Raw genomic sequence first — 17,910 nt, 5'->3', positions numbered from 1 at the left:
TTATTGTTGCCCCTTATTTGCAGCAAGAATGAGTTCTTTGGCGCCTTGTTTAATTAAACGGTCCGCAGCCTCTAATCCTACTTCCTCTGGATTAGTTCCTACTACTGTCTCTTTCAATAAAATAGAACCGTCCATAGAACCGACAAGAGCTGTTAATTCGATTGCATCATTTTCTGTAAGAATTGCATATCCAGCGATTGGAACTTGGCAGCCACCTTCAAGTTTATGAAGAAATACTCGTTCTGCCGCCACTGTTCTTTCTGTTACTGCATCATTCATATGCGCTAACAACTGTAGTAAATCCTTATCATCCTCACGACATTCAATCGCTAATGCACCTTGTCCTACAGCAGGTACACATAACGTCTCATCTAAATGTTCTGTAATAACTTCATTATCCCAGCCCATTCTTTGTAATCCAGCTGTTGCTAAAATGATTGCATCGTAATCTTCTTCTTGTAATTTACGTAAACGTGTATCGATATTTCCTCGAATCCACTTCACTTGTAAATCTGGTCTCGCAGCTAATAATTGTGCACTGCGTCTTAAACTACTCGTACCTAAAATAGCGCCTTCTGCTAACTCTTTAAACGATGCTCCGCTTTTTGAGATAAAAGCATCACGAGGGTCAACACGCTTCGGTGTACAACCAATCATTAATCCTTCTGGAAGTACGGCCGGCATATCTTTCATACTATGTACAGCCATATCAATTTCTTTCGTCAGTAACGCATGTTCAATCTCTTTAACAAACAAGCCTTTTCCGCCTACTTTTGAAAGAGTAACATCTAAAATAACATCACCTTTTGTGACGATTTCTTTCACTTCAAATTCATATGGTAAACCTAGTGCTTTTAACTGATCAATAAACCAGTTTGTTTGCGTTAATGCTAATTTACTCTTTCGTGACCCTACAATAATTTTGCGCATAATTCTCTCTCCTCATTATAAATACCAAAAGTGGAAGTTGGATAAACTGCTTAATAGAAAAATATTGATTAGCATTACGAGAAATGCTCCGATGTTCCACTGCACGATTTTCTTCCCTTGCAACACATCTGCCACTCGTAAATATAGGCCAGCACAATATACAAATAGAACGACAAAAGACCCGATCACTTTCGTATCATACCAATGGAAATTGTCCAATTTCGTATATCCCCATATGCATCCTAATAAAATAGCTAGTAAGAAAAATGGAACAGAAAATAAATTTAATCCGTAAGACATCGATTCTAACTTCGGCAAATTCCCTAACCTTCTTAATCTCGCATTCCATTTTTTCTTTTTTAATAGGCGATATTGCAATAAATACATAATAGAAAAAATGAACGATACAGTGAAAGTTGCATAAGAAATAATAGCCATACCGACATGTACATATACAAGTTCTGAAACTAATTGCTCTGCCAGTACCGGCGACATCTTTCCGAGCGGTGTAAAAATAGAAAAAGCGCTTACGCCAAATGCGACAACATTTGTAAAAAAGACTAAAAAGTCAATTCTCATAAACCGATTAATGACTAACGACATCGTAATCAATAGCCAAACATAAAAATAAATCCCTGATAATAAAGTTAATATAGGGTTCGTTTCTGAATCTGTAGCCCTGAGTAACATAAAGATAGACTGCAGAACCCATACAATTGAAAGTAACCAAAAAGCAAATCGGTTCGCCTTTCGGTTACTTTGGAAATAATCTATAAAATATAAACTAATGCTACAAGCATATAAAATAATTGCAATATGATAAATAATACTGTTATTTAAAAAACTCATCCGATCATCCTTCCAAATTATAAAGATGGAACGGATGGTGTCCACGCTCTTTTATGTTCTACTTCTTCCGCACAACTCTCTACATCTTCCATTTCTAAGTCAAAAATCTTTGCAAATAACGCTAATTTTTCGTCTGCTCCCTCTTCAGCAGCTATTTCTTTAGCTACTAAAATTGGGTCTTTCAATAATTGATTAATAATACTTTTCGTATGCTTACTAATTACTTTTCTCTCACGATCACTAAGATTCGGTATTTTTCGTTCCAAGCTTTCCATCGTTTCACTTTGGATAGCAAGTGCCTTATCACGAAGAGCTGCTATTAACGGAACAACACCAAGTGTACTTAACCACGTTTTAAATAAAACAATTTCCTCTTCAATCATAAATTGAATTTTCTCTGCTTCTTTCAAACGCTCAGCACGATTTGCTTCCACTACTCCTTGCAAATCATCAATGTCATATAAGAAAGAACCTTCTAGTTCATCAATCGCTGGATCAATATCACGTGGCACTGCAATATCCACCATAAATAACGGACGACCAGAGCGCATTTTCTCTACCTTTGTCATCATCTCTTTCGTAATGACATATTCAGATGCACCAGTTGAACTAATTAAAATATCTGCTTCTAATAATGCACATTGCAATTCACTTAAAGGCTTTGCATGTCCCATATATTTCTCAGCCATTACTTCCGCTTTCGTAAACGTCCTATTCATGACTGTTACTTTTCGAGCACCGCTTCCATATAAGTTTTGCAGTGCCAGTTCACCCATCTTACCAGCACCAAGAATAAGCACATGACAATCTGTTAACTCACCAAATATTTTCTTTCCAAGCTCAACAGCAGCATAACTAACAGACATCGCACTTTCACCAATCGTCGTTTCTGAGTGCGCACGTTTCGCTAACGTAACCACCTGCTTAAACAACTCATTAAAAATTGTGCCTGTCGCTTTTACTTGTTGCGCTTCTAAAAAGCTATCTTTTATTTGGCCTAAAATCTGTGTTTCTCCAACTACCATAGAATCTAAACCGCACGTCACGCGGAATAAATGATCTATTGCACCGTCTTGTTCAAAAATAGTTAAATATGGTGCGACTTCTTCTATTTCAAGCTGAAACCAATCAGCTAAAAACTTCTTAATATAATACCGTCCCGTGTGTAATTGATCGACAACAGCGTAAATCTCAGTGCGATTACAAGTTGATACAATGACATTCTCTAACACGCTCTTTTGATTTTGTAATGTAGTCATTGCTTGCTCTAGCTCTGCTGCCTGAAATGTGAGTTTCTCACGAAATTCTACAGGGGCTGTTCGATAATTTACACTAACAACAAGAATATGCACGCAGCATGTCCCCCTTCACCCGTTTTATCACTTTATCTACTATCATAATACAACTTTCCTCTTATGAATCTGACAATCGTGTGAACAACCGATTATTTTTTATTTATTCTCCGTATGTAATAAAGGAGATTCAGTAAAACTAATAAAGACTTCCTACTTTATAATGATTATAAATTAATAACTCTATTTGTACGTTACCAAAAAAAGCCCTCATAATCAAGTGATGGAAACTATTCCATATGAATTATAACATCATCTTTCCTATCTTCTTTCATCATGAAGGAAAATATGTATGATTGTTCCAAATTGTAGCACAAACTTTCTCAATACAATGTATTTGACATTGTATTTCTTTTTCGTTATATTGGTTTTACAAAATTAAATTGTGCAAAACTTAATTAGGAAGGAGTTATGTATGACAGAGAATTCTTTACATCTAGATAACCAACTTTGTTTTTCTATTTACGCCTGTTCTAAAGAAGTTACCCGCTTTTATCGACCATATTTAGAAGAGATGGGTATTACGTATCCCCAGTACATTACTTTACTCGTACTATGGGAGCAAGATGGACTAACAGTAAAAGAAATTGGAGAACGTCTATTTTTAGATTCCGGTACGTTAACACCTATGTTAAAACGAATGGAATCATTAACACTTGTAAAACGCGTTCGTTCCAAAGAAGATGAGCGCAAAGTTTGTATTAAATTAACAGAACAAGGTAAAGATTTAAAAGAAAAGGCTTGTTCATTGCCGACAACAATGGCAACAAATTTAGGAATTACAGAACAAGAATATCGTTCTTTATTAATTCAATTAAATAAACTAATTGAAACAATGAAAACAATTAATGATAGAAAAGGGGAATAAACATGGATAAATTATATACTGCTTCAGTAACTGCTACAGGTGGAAGAAACGGAAGAGTAATTTCAGATGATGGCATATTAAATCTTGATGTAAAAATGCCGAAAGCACTAGGTGGTGCAGGCGGAGAGGCAACGAATCCAGAACAACTATTTGCTGCTGGTTATGCCGCTTGTTTTGATAGTGCATTACAACTTGTCATTCGTACAAAACGTGTGAAAGTAGAAAGTACAGAAGTAACTGCTCACGTTTCTATCGGAAAAGATACAGATGGTGGTTTCGGCCTATCTGCTGTACTTGATGTACACGTTGCTGGCGTCTCTCATGCCGAAGCACAAGAACTTGTAGAAGCCGCTCACGGTGTATGTCCTTATTCGAAAGCAACAAGAGGTAATATCGAGGTTACATTAAACGTAAGATAAAAAAATTTAGTAAATAAAAAAAACGCGCGACATTCGTCACGCGTTTTTTGTTTTTGTCATTCTATGAATTGCCTTCCACGCTTCTTCTTTTCCAAGTCCTGTTTCAGAAGAGAATAGAACGATTTCATCGCCAATTTCAACAGCAAGCGTTTCTTTTACAACTTTTAAATGCTTTTGCCATTTCCCTTTCGGAATTTTATCGGCTTTCGTCGCAATAATAATTGTTGGGATTTCATAATGTTTTAAGAAATCATACATCATCACGTCATCATTTGTTGGTTGGTGACGTAAATCAACTACTAATACAGCTGCGTCTAATTGCTCACGCGTTGTAAAGTAAGTCTCAATCATCTTGCCCCATGCTGCGCGCTCTGTTTTAGATACTTTCGCATATCCATAACCTGGAACGTCAACAAAATGCATCATCTCATTGATTAAGAAAAAGTTCAACGTTTGCGTTTTCCCTGGTTTAGAAGAAATACGTACTAACTTTTTACGATTTAAAATTTTATTAATAAAGGAAGACTTCCCGACATTTGAACGACCTGCTAATGCAATTTCTGGTAAATCACTGTCCGGATATTGTTCTGGTTTAACAGCACTAATTACAATATCTGCTTTTGTTACTTTCATTGTTTCACTCCTACTAATGCGTGCTCCAATACTTCATCTAAATGAGATGCAAGCACAAACGTAAGGTTTTCTTTTACGCTTTCTGGAATATCATCTAAATCTTTCTCGTTTTCTGCTGGCAAAATAATTTTTGTTAAGCCTGCGCGGTGAGCACTTAATGTTTTTTCTTTTAAACCACCAATTGGTAATACACGACCACGAAGTGTAATTTCACCTGTCATCCCCACTTCTTTACTTACAGGAATACCTGTTAGCGCAGAAATAAGTGCCGTTGCCATCGTAATACCTGCTGACGGTCCATCTTTTGGAACTGCTCCTTCTGGAACATGAATATGAATATCATTTTTCTCATGGAAATTCGGATCAATCTGAAGCTCTTCTGCACGAGAACGAATATAGCTAAACGCTGCTTGTGCGGATTCTTTCATAACATCCCCAAGTTTACCCGTTAAAATTAATTTCCCTTTACCTGGCGCTACAGACACTTCAATCGCAAGTGTATCACCGCCCGCTGCTGTATACGCTAACCCTGTTGCCATACCAACTTGGTCTGTTTTTTCGGCTTGCCCATAACGGAATATGTGCTTACCAAGTAAATCAACAATGTTTTTCTCTGTTACTACAATACGCTTGCGTTCTGCTGTAACGATAATTTTTGCTGCTTTACGACAAACTTTTGCGATTTGACGCTCTAGCGTACGAACACCAGCCTCACGTGTATAATAACGAATAATTTCAAGAAGTGCTTCATCACGTACTTGTAAATTACCTTTTCGTAAGCCATGCTCTTTTAATTGTTTCGGCAATAAATGTTCACGGGCAATGTGAACTTTTTCAAGTTCTGTATAGCCAGCAATCGAAATAATTTCCATACGGTCAAGCAACGGACCTGGAACACTTGAAAGTGTATTCGCAGTTGCTACAAACATAACTTTCGATAGATCATACGGTTCTTCAATGTAATGATCACTGAAGTTATGGTTTTGCTCTGGGTCTAACACTTCAAGTAATGCTGCTGATGGATCTCCACGGAAGTCGTTAGACATTTTATCAATCTCATCTAATAAAAAGACTGGATTAACTGTTTTCGCCTTTTTCATACCTTGAATAATGCGTCCTGGCATCGCTCCAACATACGTACGACGGTGACCACGAATTTCAGATTCATCACGTACACCACCAAGGGATACACGGACAAAATTACGATTTAATGATGTTGCAATCGAACGCGCTAACGAAGTTTTCCCGACCCCAGGAGGTCCTACTAAGCAAAGGATAGGTCCTTTTAATGAATTCGTTAACTTCTGCACAGCTAAATATTCCAGTACGCGCTCTTTCACTTTCTCAAGACCGTAATGATCTTTGTTCAAAATCTCTTCAGAATGAGCAAGATCAATCATATCTTCTGTCGCTTCTGTCCACGGAAGTGCTAATAACCAATCCATATAATTACGAATAACACCGCTCTCCGCAGAACTTGCTGGTAACTTTTCATAACGGTCTAATTCTTTCAGTGCAGCCTTCATTGTTTCTTCAGGCATTCCTGATTGTTCAATTTTCTCACGAAGTTCTTCAACTTCCCCGCCCTTACCTTCTTTATCACCAAGTTCAGTTTGAATCGCCTTCATTTGCTCACGTAAGAAATATTCTTTTTGCGTGCGCTCCATTGAACGTTTCACTTTTTGTCCAATTTTCTTTTCTAAACTAAGTAACTCTTGTTCATCTTGAATAATTGAAATAAGTGTATGTAATCGTTCCTTCACAGATACAATCTCTAAGATTTCTTGTTTCTGCTTCGTTTTAATCGGCAAGTGAGAAGCAATTAAATCAGCTAATCTTCCTGGCTCTTCCACATCAGCTACCGTTGCAAATGTTTCATTTGAAACTTTTTTCGAAACTTTAATATATTGTTCGAAATGCTCGAGTAATGTACGCATAAGAGCTTTCTCTTCTAGATCATCTTCCACTTCTTCCGTTACCGTTTTGATAGAAACCTGCACTACATTCTCTTCTTCGATAAACTCTACTACTTCAGCTCTATGTAAACCCTCTACAAGGACACGAAGCGTACCGTTCGGCAATTTTAACATTTGCTTCACTTTCGCCACTGTACCTACACTATATATGTCATCTTCTTTCGGATCATCGATATTCATTTCTTTTTGCATCGCTAAAAAGATGATATTTTCATCCATTGCCGCCTGCTCTAGTGCTTGTATCGATTTATCACGTCCTACATCAAGATGCAGAACCATCGTTGGATATACGAGAACGCCTCTTAATGGTAGGAGGGGTACGATTCTTTCATTCGTATTCATACTAGACATAGCACCTCCATAATAAATTAAACTCCTGTTCAACTATTTTATATTACAATACATCTAGATGCAATTGCAGAGATTTTCCGCAATTGTAAATCCCTCGTTTTTTCTCCCTTTTAAAAAGGAAAAAAGACTCCGCTTAAGCATACAAACTTAAACGAAGTCTGGCAAATTTTATTATCGTTCATTCTCACATTGATTGTGCATCTGTTTCGTCTACAGTAGTATGTATATCAAGGTCTCGATGCATATTTTCCTGCATAAATGTTAGCTCAAATACTTCTTTTAACTTACGAACAGGAATGATTTCAATTCCTTTTATTGTATACAAAAACGGTTGCATGTTTTCAGCAGGAATGATGACTTTCTTAGCACCTGCTTTTTTCGCGGCTTTTATTTTTGCGTACACACCACCAATAGGTTTCACTTCCCCGTGTATACTTATCTCACCGGTCATCGCTACTTCATTACTCACATACGTACGATGCACTGCTGAATATACACCTGTTGCCATAGCAATACCTGCCGAAGGCCCATCAATTGGGATACCACCTGGAAAATTAATATGTATATCGTAACCTTCTGGCAACACATCTAGAGAACGAAGTACTGTTAATACATTATCTACAGAACCTTTCGCCATACTTTTACGGCGAATGGATTTCGTTTGACTACCAATACTTTCCTCTTCCACAATCCCGGTAACATTTACCGACCCTTTATCTTTCGCCTTGATTGCTGTTACTTCAATTTCTAATAACGCGCCTGTATTTGGTCCGTATACAGCAAGTCCATTTACAAGACCGATTCTCGGAATAGGATAAATACGTTTTTCATATTTCGGTGTAAGTTGACTAGAGTGAACAACCCACTCTATATCTTCATCTTTAATGAAAGAACGTTCTTCATTTATTGCCATACCAGCAGAAATTTGTACAAGGTTAATCGCTTCTCGTCCATTTCTTGCATACATCCCGATCATTTCAACACCATTTTTACCTATTTGCATTTCCACTTTATCAGCTGCATTCTTCGCTACTTTTTGAATCTCTTCTGTATCTAACTCACGGAAAAACACTTCTAAACAGCGTGACCGAATAGCAGGAGGAATCTCCTCTGGCGAACGTGTCGTCGCCCCAACTAAGCGAAAATCGGCTGGCAAACCTTTTTGAAAAATATCATGTATATACGTTGGAATCATCGAATTTTCTTCACTATAGTACGCACTTTCCAAAAATACTTTCCGATCTTCTAACACCTTTAACATTTTGTTCATTTGAATTGGATGTAATTCACCAATCTCATCAATGAACAAAATACCACCATGCGCATCTGTTACAGCCCCTTTTTTCGGCTGTGGGATACCCGCTTGCCCCATTGCACCTGCCCCTTGATAAATCGGATCATGGACTGAACCAATTAATGGGTCTGCAATACCACGTTCATCAAATCTTGCTGTCGTCGCATCAAGTTCGATAAATGTTGCATTCGTACGAAATGGAGATTTCGGATTGCGTTTCGCTTCTTCCAATACAAGACGTGCTGCCGCTGTCTTCCCGACACCTGGCGGACCATATATAATTACATGTTGCGGATTCGGACCACAAAGAGCCGCTTTTAACGACTTAATCCCGTCCTCTTGCCCTACAATATCTAAAAAGGATGTAGGACGTACCTTCTCCGCAAGCGGCTCTGTTAAAGAAATCTCACGCATTTTACGAAGCTGTTCTAATTCTTTTTTCGATTCTCGATCAATTGAAACTTTTTGTGTTCGCTGATTTCGAAGTAAATGCCAAAAATACAATCCGACAATTACACCAAAAACAAGTTGAACAAGTAAAAATATATTTGTCCAGCTCATAATTTATTTCCTCCCGCAATGTTTTATCATTTAGTATTTCCGCGGAGGAACATAGCTAAACATAAAGAAAAACAGCAATTATAAAAATTGCTGTTTCTTCTTCGCACTATGCAGATGTTTTTGTATCAAGTACAGTACCGTCTTGTAACACCAATTTCGGCGGTTCATTATCAGCTACTGTTTCTTTCGTCAGAATACACTTCTCGATATCTTTGCGAGATGGAAGTTCGAACATTACATCAAGCATTAAGCCTTCAATAATAGAACGAAGTCCACGAGCACCTGTTTTACGTTCAATTGCTTTTTTCGCAATCTCAACTAGTGCACCTTCTTCAAACTCTAACTCAACATCGTCAAGCTCCAATAATTTTTGGAATTGCTTAACAAGTGCATTTTTCGGTTTCGTTAAAATATCTACAAGAGCATCTTCATCAAGCGGCTCTAGGTTCGCAATAACTGGAAGACGACCGATAAACTCCGGAATTAAACCGAATCTTAAAAGATCCTCTGGTAAAACGTGAGATAAAACATGCTTCTCATTTACATCAGCATTTTTCTTCTCAGCACCAAATCCAATTACTTTCTCACCAAGGCGACGTTTAATAATTGGCTCAATGCCATCAAACGCTCCACCACAAATGAATAGGATGTTCGTTGTATCAATTTGAATGAACTCTTGATGCGGATGCTTACGACCACCTTGAGGTGGAACGCTCGCTACAGTACCTTCTAAAATTTTCAGAAGTGCCTGCTGTACACCTTCACCAGATACATCACGTGTAATTGATGGATTTTCGGACTTACGTGCCACTTTATCAATCTCATCAATATAAATGATTCCTTTTTCCGCTTTCTCTACATCATAATCAGCTGCTTGGATTAATTTTAGTAAGATGTTTTCTACATCTTCCCCTACATATCCAGCTTCTGTTAAAGATGTTGCGTCCGCGATTGCAAATGGAACATTTAAAATACGCGCTAATGTTTGTGCCAATAATGTTTTACCACTACCAGTTGGCCCAATAAGTGAAATATTACTCTTCGCTAATTCTACATCATCAATTTTACTGTTAGAATTAATACGTTTGTAATGGTTATATACCGCTACCGCTAGTGCTTTTTTCGCGTTATCTTGTCCGATGACATACTCATCTAAGATTTCACGAATTTCTACCGGTTTCGGTACATCTTTGAATTCTACTTCTTCGTCCTTCGCAAGCTCCTCTTGTACAATTTCAGTACAAAGTTCGATACACTCGTCACAAATGTAAACACCTGGACCTGCAACTAACTTTCGAACTTGCGTTTGTGTTTTACCACAGAAAGAACATTTTAATTGACCTTTTTCATCATTAAATTTAAACATATTTTCACACCCCTTACAAAGTGCTAACCTCTTGCCTTCGTATGTACACGATAAATGTATCGTATGTAAATACATATTATGTCACTACGTGGCGAGAAATACAAATAATATGACTAGTTATGTACAAATAAAAAAATTTTAAAACTTTTGAAATATGTATATTCGACTTGTAAAGGAAGTTTTCCTTCTTCATCGAAAAGTTTTATAAATATATTTCTATATTTATAAAACAAGGCACGATTAAAATCGCGCCTTGTTATTTTATTATGCAGCGTTGTCTACTAAGAAGTCTACAGCTTTACGCACTTTAAGGTCTTCAGATAAAGCGTCTACGCTTCCAAGAGCTTGCTTGATAGCGTCTACTGGCATACCGTACATTTCAGCCATTTTTTCAACTTCTGCAGTTACTTCTTCTTCAGTAACTTCGATGTTTTCAGCTTCAATGATAGCTTCAAGAACAAGATTGATTCTTACGCGTTTTTGAGCGTCTTCTTTCATTTGCTCTTTTAACTTGTCAGCGTCAGTACCTGTGAATTGGTAGTAAAGCTCAAGGTTCATACCTTGTTGGCTTAAACGTTGCTCGAATTCACGAACCATACGATCTAACTCAGTGTCGATCATAGCTTCTGGAATCTCGATTTCAGCGTTAGCAGCAGCTAATTCTACTACTTCGTCACGCACTTTGTGCTCAGCTTCGTGCTTTTTGCCTTCTTCTAAGTTTGTACGAAGTTTTGTTTTTAATTCGTCAAGAGTTGCAACTTCTTCGTCAGCTTCTTTAGCGAACTCGTCGTTTAACTCAGGAAGTTCTTTTGTTTTGATTTCGTGAATTGTTACTTTGAATGTAGCTGGTTTACCAGCTAATTCAGCAGCGTGGTACTCTTCTGGGAATGATACTTCAACTTCTTTAGAATCACCAGATTTAAGACCAATTACTTGCTCTTCGAAACCAGGGATGAAAGTACCAGAACCGATTGCAAGAGAATAGTTTTCGCCTTTTCCGCCTTCAAATGCTTCGCCATCAACGAAACCTTCGAAGTCGATTACAGCTGTATCACCGTTTTCAACAGTTCCTTCTTCTTTAACAACTAGTTCAGCTTGACGCTCTTGTAAAGATTTTAATTCGTTCTCTACATCTTCGTCAGTTACAGTTGTTTCAACTTTTTCTACTGCTAAACCTTTGTACTCACCTAATTTAACTTCAGGTTTCACTGTAACTTTTGCAGTGAAGATAAGGTTAGCATTTTTTTCGAACTTCTCGATGTTGATTTCAGGATGATCAACTGGGAAGATACCAGCTTCATCGATCGCTTCACCGTATGCTTTTGGTAAGATGATATCTAAAGCATCTTGGTATAAAGATTCGATACCAAAGCGTTGTTCGAATAACGGACGAGGCATTTTCCCTTTACGGAAACCTGGTACGTTGATTGTTTGTACTACTTTTTTGAACGCAGCGTCGATAGAGTTGTTTACTTCTTTAGCATCAACTTCGATTGTTAAAACGCCTACGTTACCTTCTAATTTTTCCCATTTTGCAGCCATTTATTCTTTCCCTCCAACTATAATAATGTATGCACATACCTCTATAGATTAAAATCTTCATTATCTCTTTTTTGAAATAACAAAAGTACAAATAATCCTCTAGCAAAAGCTTTCAGATATAATGTTCCAATCTACTAATTGTCTAAAAGACAACTACGGTATATTTTGTTCGAGAATAATATGAAACATATTAAGTAAGAGAATTACACTTCTCTTCTCTTACAAACAGGCAGATTTCTGCCTTTTGCAACCCTTACATTATAACATAGAATATGCTCGTTTCAAGAACCGAACGATTCTTTTTCATAATTATACGGGCAAATATCCTTCTCTTTCAACACGTAATAACCATTGATAGGCAATATGAAACTCTTCTAATTCAATATTATACGCTGTCATAAGCTCTTCTTCATCAATAGTCAATCCGAAACGCTTTCTTCCAATTCTCTCTAAAACAGCAGCCCAAATCTCCACTTTATCCATTAATAGAGCGAATGGGAAAACGCTAATTCGCAATTCTTTCCAATATGTAACCATAGCATCAAATATATCGGGATAATTTTGCTCTAATCGGCTTGATAATGTATGTATAATGTTATCGGATTGCTCCTCATTATGACCTGTAAATGCTGGAATCACCTTGATTGTATTCCCAAACTTTTCTACCTCTATCTCTTCTTCTATTTGATTTTCTATCATTTTATATAAAATAGAAGTTTTCAAATAAGGGTGCTGTTTTTCGTCTATTAAAAATTTCTTTAAAATAGGTAATGCAAGATCCAAGTCTTTTAACGAAAGTTGCTGAATCGCTCTTAGCTTTTGTCCAAAGTTTTCTCCAAACATTTCATTAGTAAACTCATCCAATTCAAAATTCGAATCGACTAGTGACGTATCTACTTCACTTAACATACCTTCTGCAAATAAAGCGAGCTGTGCTAATTTTTCCTTTTGCTCAGGCATTACATCTTTCGTTTGCAAAACCTTTTCAACGATTTCAATGACACCTTCATAATCATTTGTTTGAACTAAAATCGTCACATATGTTTCAAGAATATCACCAAATAATACAGCTCCTGTTTCAAGTAACTGTTCACATTTGTCTTTCGCTTCTTCCATATGTTTTAATTCTAACAAACAAATAACAGAAGCGAGTTCCGTTTGTTCCGTTTCTGCATTATACTGACGTAATATTTCAAAGCAGCGCAATGCATCTTCGAATTTCCGCTCTTTCAGTGCTAAAAAACCTTCATCAATATATCGCTCTGATAGTTGTGGAAACAATACGACCGTATTTTCTTTTTTATCCATACGTCCGCCTCTTTTTCTAGATTTTAATTATCTTTAAAGTAAATATATCAAATGAGTAATAAGAACACAACATCCCAAAACCCTTTGTTTGAAATATGGAAATATTTAATTTTTATATTTCAATATAAACAAATCCTTACTAAAAATTAAAAATGTACAAATAAAAATCCTCAGCAATTAAAGCAGAGGATTCATCATTAATGGAAAGCTTTTATAATAGTGGGGTATATAACAAGGGTAATAATTTGGAGAACAATAATTGCCATAACAATCATGCTAAAATAGAAGATTGGTTTACTTCGCTTCATTAAAAACATAATAATAAGCATCGTACAAGCAAACAAACTTAAGAAGAACAAACTCGTTGTCGAACTAAGTATACCACTCGGGACAAAGAACAATAACACTACACTACAAGTACCTATAATTCCAAATAACCATTCCATTCATTCACTCATTCCCTTTCCCTCTCATGGCAGTTTTTTTACTAAGCGATTAAATGTTTTACAACATCAACTACATACGTTAATTTCTCATACGCTACAAATCCAAAAGCAACTGTTAAACCCGTTACGATTAATCCTTTCATCATTTCTTCCTCCTCGTTTTATCGTTGTTACCTTCATTATAGAGGATTAGCAATTTGTTACCATCGAACTTCCTTACAGTTACCTTACAGAATTGTAAGATTTCAAAATGGATAGAAAAAAACCTCATATTACTTGAGAGGTTTTCACGGAATTTCTCTATAATTACTTGCAAAATTAACTTTTTTCTCTTGATTATTTTTCGGAGAATCCACTCTTAAACTGATAGATTTACTAAATAACTTAGGTTTGAAATAATTATTCGTTACTTTTCTTAACTTACCTTCAAATGTTTTTAATTATATGAAAACACTTTATTGAAATCGTGTTAATATATTTTTATACAATTAAGAATTTAATTTACAAGGGGGATTCTATATGTTTAAGAAAATGGCTGCAGATGTATTAGGACTAAGCGATGTAGGTTCTGTCATCACACCGAAAGATTATGATAAAGTTGATGCTGATGATTACGTGATGCATGAAGATGGGGAGAAAATTTATTTTCTAATTAAATCAAAATCAGATGAATATTGTTTCACAAACAAAGGATTAATCCACCTAGATGGTACAAGTGCAACAAGTAAAAAACGTACACTACGCCGCTTTAGCTATAGTAAATATCAAATTAAAAATGTAGCACTTGAAACTGCGGGAACAATTGATTTAGATGTAGAAATTAAGTTTCAAATGGGAGATGAGCATTATTCAATTGATGTTCATAAAAAACATATTGAAGAATTAAAAGATTTATATAAGGCTTTACTTAAAATAGAAGAAATTTCATACGACAACGATATTACATTGCAGTATGCACATAAAAGTCTAGATATGGCATCTAACGCTTTCAGCCGTATTTCAAACGCACAAGTAAATTTAGCAGAACAATTTAAAGAAATGAACGAGATCGCCTTTAACTGGCTCGTTGATACGAAGAAACAATATAACGTGAAAGATTATGGTTTTGTCTTTGAGAAGTTTATTAATAATTAATTTAAAACAAACAAAAAACCTTGTTATCAAAAGATAACAAGGTTTTCTTAGCGTCCCAGGAGAGGTTCGAACTCTCGGCCCGCTCATTTCCGTACTATTTTATATATTTTGATCGCAGTCTTAATATATCTTCTCCTTCACGAATGCCTGCCGATCCCTTCCTCACATTTTTTATGACAGTCCAATCTGGGTTAGTTTCATCACCGATGTTCTGTACTGTAAAGTTGCCATCACCATATTTCCGGTGACCTTCTGCCAATTTCTCCGTTAAATCATTCTCATTTGATCTCGCCATCTTTGCGCCATCTCCCTTTTTTATACAACCTTCTTAAACTGTCCAACCAATCACAAGTCCAGTCAATTGGAGATTCTCGTTTTCCGCTTCTATTAATTGTAACACACTGTCGGGGATAAGTTCCGATAACGGTGCTCAATCTTACTAGAATGGTAAAAAGTTTTATAACATTCTAAGTGAACGATTGGGTTAATACAGATATGGATTTAAGTTCCTTCATAAGCCTATTGATTCTTTAAATTAAACAAGAGAAATAGGGCGCATAAATGGCGCTCTTTTCTTAATGCACTTTAATCCGTTACACATAATAATTACCATATATTACGTTATTTTTTTACACCTTTTGCACATATATCAATTTTTAGACAAATAAAAAACCTTGTTATCAAAAGATAACAAGGTTTTTTTAGCGTCCCAGGAGAGATTCGAACTCCCGACCGTACGCTTAGAAGGCGTATGCTCTATCCGGCTGAGCTACTGGGACATGGAGCGGGTGAAGAGAATCGAACTCTCGACCAGAGCTTGGAAGGCTCTTGTTTTACCACTAAACTACACCCGCATATGTTATTTTATTTTTCTTCGTTAGCGCCGTTGCCCTATCGACAATATTTATTATATGTATAACCATACATAAAGTCAACACCTTTTTTAAAAGAGGATAATTTTTCTTATCCTCTTTTAAAAACTGCTTGTTCAACTAGTTGTCCGTCTAATGTTTCAAAACGAACTTCCATTTGATTTTCATCCATTTCTAATAAAGCAAATGTCTTTTCTACACGCTGACGCGGTAATAAAATGCTGCCTGGATTAATAAATAAAACGCCGTCGATTAATTCTGCACCTAATACGTGAGAGTGTCCGAAGCATGCAACTTGCGCCCCTACCTCTTCTGCGTGGTACGCTAATGTTTGTAATGTCATTTTCACGTTATGACGATGTCCGTGCACAACTACGAAACGAATGCCATCTACATCAGTTACAATTTCGTCTTGAAAGTTAGCATAATCACAGTTCCCTTTTACAACATGGAAACCTTGCAGCTCTTCATGAGCAGGCGTTAGCTCTGAATCACCGCAATGAATCATGACATCTACTTTTCCTTCATATTTCTCTTTCAACTGCTGTAATTCCTTCACAGAGCTATGACTATCGCTTACGATTAAAGCTTTCATCAATCTCTCTCCCTTATTCTCCTAAAAACCATTCAGGGATTTTTTCTTCTAGCTTACGAAGAGCACGTCCACGGTGGCTAATGGCATTTTTCTCATCTGAACTTAGTTCCGCCATCGCTCTTTTATATTCTTCCACATAAAAAATCGGATCATATCCAAAGCCGTTTTCCCCACGGCGCTGCTCTAAAATATACCCTTCGCACGTCCCGTTTACAATGACAGGCTTTTTATCCCCTTCAGGGAAAGCCACTGCTAATGCACAGTAGAAACGAGCTTTACGCTTTTCAAACGCTATTTCATTTAATTCTTGTAACACTTTATCAATATTCGCTTGATCATCTTTCGGCTCTCCAGCAAAACGAGCTGAATACACGCCTGGTTTTCCATTTAAAGCATCTACAATAAGACCTGAATCATCCGCGATTACGATCGCATTCAGCTGTCTACTCAGACTATCCGCTTTTAAGATCGCATTTTCTTCAAATGTTTCACCAGTTTCTTCGACTTCTTCAATATGAGGAAAATCGTGCAATGATTTTACTTCTAAATCAAATCGCTCAAATAACTCAGCAAATTCACGTACTTTCCCCATATTTTTTGTCGCTACAACAACTTGTTTCATACTTTCCACCTCTACTCTATATGAGATACGATGTCACCTAACGCTTCTTTTTGCATGTCGATTAGTTGGAAGATACCTTGTTCCGCAGCATCAAGTAATTCATTTAACTGCGCTCTGCTAAACGTCGCTTCTTCTCCTGTTCCTTGCACTTCAACAAACTGGCCTTTTCCAGTCATAATCACGTTCATATCAACGTCTGCTTTAGAATCTTCTACATAGTTTAAATCTAAAACAACACCTTGCTCTTCAACAATTCCTACTGACGTTGCTGCTAAATAATCTTTTACTGGAATTTTAGATACTTTTTCTGCTTGTAATAACTTCTCGAACGCTAATACCATTGCTACATATGCACCTGTAATAGAAGCAGTTCTCGTTCCACCATCCGCTTGAATAACATCACAATCGATCCAAACTGTTCTTTCACCAAGTGCTTCTAGGTCAACTACCGCACGTAAAGCTCGTCCAATTAAGCGCTGGATTTCCATTGTACGTCCTGTTACTTTCCCTTTACTTGATTCCCTAATTGTACGTTGTTCTGTTGCACGTGGAATCATCGCATATTCAGCTGTTACCCAGCCCTTTCCTTCTCCACGCATAAACGGTGGGACACGCTCTTCAATTGTCGCTGAGCAAATTACCTTTGTATCCCCAACTTCAATTAATACTGACCCTTCTGGATTTTTTAAATAATTCGTATGAATATGTATATGGCGTAATTCTGTTTTCTCTCTACCATCTACTCGCATAAAAATAACCTCCTCATAACTACTTGTTAGTATAGCCAAATTT

The 17,910-nt window shown here is 36.7% G+C and carries 17 protein-coding genes and 2 tRNA genes; 3 read left to right on the top strand and 16 right to left on the bottom strand.

Features of this window, described 5'->3' with window-relative positions:
- The 3 genes from hemC to hemA are packed head-to-tail and all read right to left on the bottom strand — an operon-like array spanning window position 1 to window position 3,131.
- Window positions 1-930: a hydroxymethylbilane synthase gene (hemC, locus tag DN392_RS03620; protein ID WP_001226426.1), complete on the bottom strand. Its 930-nt coding sequence runs from the start codon at window positions 928-930 to the stop codon at window positions 1-3.
- 15 nt (window positions 931-945) lie between these two features.
- Entirely contained in the window at window positions 946-1,779 is an 834-nt protein-coding gene (locus DN392_RS03615) for a cytochrome c biogenesis protein (protein ID WP_000008998.1), read from the bottom strand.
- 17 nt (window positions 1,780-1,796) lie between these two features.
- Entirely contained in the window at window positions 1,797-3,131 is a 1,335-nt protein-coding gene (hemA, locus tag DN392_RS03610; RefSeq protein WP_000547847.1) for a glutamyl-tRNA reductase, read from the bottom strand.
- A 415-nt stretch (window positions 3,132-3,546) separates the two neighbouring features.
- Here hemA and DN392_RS03605 point away from each other — a divergent pair, with 415 nt between their 5' ends.
- Entirely contained in the window at window positions 3,547-3,999 is a 453-nt protein-coding gene (locus DN392_RS03605; protein ID WP_000138545.1) for a MarR family winged helix-turn-helix transcriptional regulator, read from the top strand.
- 2 nt (window positions 4,000-4,001) lie between these two features.
- Window positions 4,002-4,418, top strand: coding sequence for an organic hydroperoxide resistance protein (locus tag DN392_RS03600; protein ID WP_000359787.1), 417 nt, complete (start codon window positions 4,002-4,004; stop codon window positions 4,416-4,418).
- A 36-nt stretch (window positions 4,419-4,454) separates the two neighbouring features.
- On the opposite strand, the gene ysxC is transcribed toward DN392_RS03600, so the two are convergent.
- The 7 genes from ysxC to DN392_RS03565 all read right to left on the bottom strand — a co-directional run bounded on the left by ysxC (window position 4,455) and on the right by DN392_RS03565 (window position 13,895).
- Window positions 4,455-5,051: a ribosome biogenesis GTP-binding protein YsxC gene (gene ysxC, locus DN392_RS03595; protein WP_000869124.1), complete on the bottom strand. Its 597-nt coding sequence runs from the start codon at window positions 5,049-5,051 to the stop codon at window positions 4,455-4,457.
- Complete coding sequence (gene lon / locus DN392_RS03590) at window positions 5,048-7,378, bottom strand: endopeptidase La (RefSeq protein ID WP_000097312.1); 2,331 nt, start codon at window positions 7,376-7,378, stop codon at window positions 5,048-5,050. The genes ysxC and lon overlap by 4 nt, the downstream gene beginning before the upstream one ends.
- Window positions 7,379-7,562: 184 nt before the next feature.
- Entirely contained in the window at window positions 7,563-9,233 is a 1,671-nt protein-coding gene (gene lonB / locus DN392_RS03585) for an ATP-dependent protease LonB (RefSeq protein WP_000119166.1), read from the bottom strand.
- Between the two features lie 106 nt (window positions 9,234-9,339).
- A complete protein-coding gene (gene clpX, locus DN392_RS03580; RefSeq protein ID WP_000472285.1) occupies window positions 9,340-10,599 on the bottom strand; it encodes an ATP-dependent protease ATP-binding subunit ClpX in 1,260 nt (419 codons plus the stop codon).
- A gap of 264 nt (window positions 10,600-10,863) precedes the next feature.
- Window positions 10,864-12,141: a trigger factor gene (tig, locus tag DN392_RS03575; RefSeq protein WP_000729261.1), complete on the bottom strand. Its 1,278-nt coding sequence runs from the start codon at window positions 12,139-12,141 to the stop codon at window positions 10,864-10,866.
- A 309-nt stretch (window positions 12,142-12,450) separates the two neighbouring features.
- The gene (locus DN392_RS03570) at window positions 12,451-13,449 is read right to left on the bottom strand and encodes a hypothetical protein (RefSeq protein WP_000358261.1); all 999 of its coding nucleotides are present in this window, start codon (window positions 13,447-13,449) and stop codon (window positions 12,451-12,453) included.
- A gap of 197 nt (window positions 13,450-13,646) precedes the next feature.
- Window positions 13,647-13,895: a hypothetical protein gene (locus tag DN392_RS03565; protein ID WP_001983650.1), complete on the bottom strand. Its 249-nt coding sequence runs from the start codon at window positions 13,893-13,895 to the stop codon at window positions 13,647-13,649.
- 519 nt (window positions 13,896-14,414) lie between these two features.
- On the opposite strand from DN392_RS03565, the gene DN392_RS03560 reads away from it, so the two are divergent.
- Window positions 14,415-15,029 (top strand): PH domain-containing protein, encoded by a 615-nt coding sequence (locus DN392_RS03560; RefSeq protein ID WP_000473869.1) that lies wholly within the window; start codon window positions 14,415-14,417, stop codon window positions 15,027-15,029.
- 94 nt (window positions 15,030-15,123) lie between these two features.
- Here the strand turns inward: DN392_RS03560 and DN392_RS03555 are convergent, their stop codons facing one another.
- The 6 genes from DN392_RS03555 to rph form a co-directional block, all read right to left on the bottom strand.
- The gene (locus tag DN392_RS03555; RefSeq protein ID WP_000124457.1) at window positions 15,124-15,324 is read right to left on the bottom strand and encodes a hypothetical protein; all 201 of its coding nucleotides are present in this window, start codon (window positions 15,322-15,324) and stop codon (window positions 15,124-15,126) included.
- Window positions 15,325-15,734: 410 nt separating this feature from the next.
- A tRNA-Arg gene (locus tag DN392_RS03550) sits at window positions 15,735-15,808 on the bottom strand.
- Window position 15,809: 1 nt separating this feature from the next.
- Window positions 15,810-15,883: transfer RNA gene (locus DN392_RS03545), tRNA-Gly, on the bottom strand.
- 109 nt (window positions 15,884-15,992) lie between these two features.
- Window positions 15,993-16,496 carry a metallophosphoesterase gene (locus DN392_RS03540; protein WP_000645515.1) on the bottom strand — a complete coding sequence of 168 codons (504 nt, stop codon included), beginning with the start codon at window positions 16,494-16,496 and terminating at the stop codon, window positions 15,993-15,995.
- 13 nt (window positions 16,497-16,509) lie between these two features.
- Window positions 16,510-17,118, bottom strand: coding sequence for an XTP/dITP diphosphatase (locus DN392_RS03535; RefSeq protein ID WP_000815937.1), 609 nt, complete (start codon window positions 17,116-17,118; stop codon window positions 16,510-16,512).
- Window positions 17,119-17,129: 11 nt separating this feature from the next.
- Window positions 17,130-17,867: a ribonuclease PH gene (gene rph, locus DN392_RS03530; protein WP_001261774.1), complete on the bottom strand. Its 738-nt coding sequence runs from the start codon at window positions 17,865-17,867 to the stop codon at window positions 17,130-17,132.
- Between the last annotated feature and the right edge of the window lie 43 nt (window positions 17,868-17,910).

This window comes from Bacillus sp. BB51/4, assembly GCF_008368845.1.
In the GTDB taxonomy this organism is placed as follows: Bacteria; Bacillota; Bacilli; order Bacillales; family Bacillaceae_G; genus Bacillus_A; species Bacillus_A wiedmannii.
Note: the sequence above shows the minus strand (reverse complement) of the source record. Positions and strands in the feature narration are given on the sequence as shown.